This is a genomic window from Exiguobacterium sp. AT1b, from assembly GCF_000023045.1.
Classification (GTDB): Bacteria; Bacillota; Bacilli; order Exiguobacteriales; family Exiguobacteriaceae; genus Exiguobacterium.
The window spans coordinates 1,662,501-1,665,000 of the sequence record NC_012673.1 but is presented as its reverse complement, the minus strand read 5'-3'; the positions used below and the strand labels follow the sequence as shown (position 1 = coordinate 1,665,000).

Sequence of the window (2,500 nt, the reverse complement as noted above, 5' to 3'; positions counted from 1 at the left end):
GATAGCTGGTTCTCTCCGAAATAGCTTTAGGGCTAGCCTCGAGGTGAAGAGTTCTGGAGGTAGAGCACTGATTGGACTAGGGGCCCCCACAGGGTTACCGAATTCAGTCAAACTCCGAATGCCAGCAACTTGTACTCGGGAGTCAGACTGCGAGTGATAAGATCCGTAGTCGAGAGGGAAACAGCCCAGACCATCAGCTAAGGTCCCCAAGTGTATGTTAAGTGGAAAAGGATGTGGCGCTGCACAGACAACTAGGATGTTGGCTTAGAAGCAGCCACCATTCAAAGAGTGCGTAATAGCTCACTAGTCGAGTGGCGCCGCGCCGAAAATGTAACGGGGCTAAACATACCACCGAAGCTATGGATCCCGTAAGGGATGGTAGGAGAGCGTTCCAAGCAGCAGTGAAGCGGTATCGTGAGGAGCCGTGGAGCGCTTGGAAGTGAGAATGCCGGTGTGAGTAGCGAAAAGAGGGGTGAGAATCCCCTCCGTCGAAAGCCTAAGGTTTCCTGAGGAAGGCTCGTCCGCTCAGGGTTAGTCTGGACCTAAGCCGAGGCCGAAAGGCGTAGGCGATGGACAACAGGTCGATATTCCTGTACCGCCGTACCACCGTTTGAACGATGGGGGGACGCAGAAGGATAAGGTGACCGTGCGACTGGAAGTGCACGGACAAGCAGCGAGGCCGTCGGGTTGGCAAATCCGCCCGGCATACAAGGTTGAGCTGTGACGTGGAGCCCATAGGGCGAAGCACCGGATTTCACGCTGCCAAGAAAAGCCTCTAGTGAGGAGGTCGGCGCCAGTACCGCAAACCGACACAGGTAGGCGAGATGAGAATTCTAAGACGCGCGGGATAACTCTCGTTAAGGAACTCGGCAAAATGGTCCCGTAACTTCGGGAGAAGGGACGCTTATGGCGACATAAGCCGCAGTGAATAGGCCCAAACGACTGTTTAGCAAAAACACAGGTCTCTGCTAAATCGCAAGATGAAGTATAGGGGCTGACGCCTGCCCGGTGCTGGAAGGTTAAGGGGATGTGTCATCGCAAGAGAAGCACTGAACCGAAGCCCCAGTAAACGGCGGCCGTAACTATAACGGTCCTAAGGTAGCGAAATTCCTTGTCGGGTAAGTTCCGACCCGCACGAAAGGCGTAACGATTTGGGCACTGTCTCAACGAGAGACCCGGTGAAATCATAGTACCTGTGAAGATGCAGGTTACCCGCGACAGGACGGAAAGACCCCATGGAGCTTTACTACAGCCTGATATTGAGGCTTTGTACGCGATGTACAGGATAGGTGGGAGTTTGTGAAGCCGGAGCGCCAGCTTCGGTGGAGACACCCTTGGGATACCACCCTTTGCGTATAGAGTCTCTAACTCGCAGCCGTGATCCGGCTGGAGGACCGTGTCAGGCGGGTAGTTTGACTGGGGCGGTCGCCTCCTAAACAGTAACGGAGGCGCCCAAAGGTTCCCTCAGAATGGTTGGAAATCATTCGAAGAGTGCAAAGGCAGAAGGGAGCTTGACTGCGAGACCTACAAGTCGAGCAGGGACGAAAGTCGGGCTTAGTGATCCGGTGGTTCCGCATGGAAGGGCCATCGCTCAACGGATAAAAGCTACCCTGGGGATAACAGGCTGATCTCCCCCAAGAGTCCACATCGACGGGGAGGTTTGGCACCTCGATGTCGGCTCATCGCATCCTGGGGCTGGAGTAGGTCCCAAGGGTTGGGCTGTTCGCCCATTAAAGCGGTACGCGAGCTGGGTTCAGAACGTCGTGAGACAGTTCGGTCCCTATCCGTCGTGGGCGCAGGAAATTTGAGGAGAGCTGTCCTTAGTACGAGAGGACCGGGATGGACGCACCGCTGGTGTACCAGTTGTTCCGCCAGGAGCACCGCTGGGTAGCTACGTGCGGACGGGATAAGTGCTGAAAGCATCTAAGCATGAAGCCCCCTCCGAGATGAGATTTCCCTTTGAGCAATCAAGAAAGACCCCTCAGAGACGATGAGGTAGATAGGTCATGGGTGGAAGCGTGGCGACACGTGGAGCTGAATGATACTAATCGGTCGAGGCTTTGATCTAGTCTAATGGTTTGTGTTGATGAATCCTCAGTTTTCAGGGAACAAGCCCTGTAGAGTCTGGTGGCGATAGCGAGACGGCCACACCCGTTCCCATGCCGAACACGGAAGTTAAGCGTCTCAGCGCCGAAAGTAGTTGGGGGATCTCCCCCTGTGAGGATAGGACGTTGCCAGGCTTTATTTTTTTAAAAAAGTTATTGACTTTACATAGAATGACCTTTAAAATAGGTAAAGTCGATATGACTTAAAACGGTCTCGTGGTGTAGGGGTTAACATGTCTGCCTGTCACGCAGAAGATCGCGGGTTCGAATCCCGTCGAGACCGCCATTTTTAATTTAATACGTATGGCTTTGTAGCTCAGTTGGTAGAGCAAAGGACTGAAAATCCTTGTGTCGGCGGTTCGATTCCGTCCAAAGCCACCATATAACACGCCGGT

At 53.8% G+C, this 2,500-nt stretch carries 3 tRNA genes and 2 rRNA genes (2 of these 5 only partly in view); all 5 read left to right on the top strand.

From position 1 onward, the window contains the following. A 23S ribosomal RNA gene (locus EAT1B_RS08660) occupies window positions 1-2,068 on the top strand (it extends 846 nt beyond the left edge of the window). A 55-nt stretch (window positions 2,069-2,123) separates the two neighbouring features. Next, window positions 2,124-2,240: ribosomal RNA gene (rrf, locus tag EAT1B_RS08655) — 5S ribosomal RNA — on the top strand. 75 nt (window positions 2,241-2,315) lie between these two features. Beyond that, window positions 2,316-2,391 (top strand) — tRNA-Asp (locus EAT1B_RS08650). 19 nt (window positions 2,392-2,410) lie between these two features. Next, window positions 2,411-2,486 (top strand) — tRNA-Phe (locus tag EAT1B_RS08645). A gap of 8 nt (window positions 2,487-2,494) precedes the next feature. Further along, window positions 2,495-2,500: transfer RNA gene (locus EAT1B_RS08640), tRNA-Thr, on the top strand; it runs 70 nt beyond the window's last position.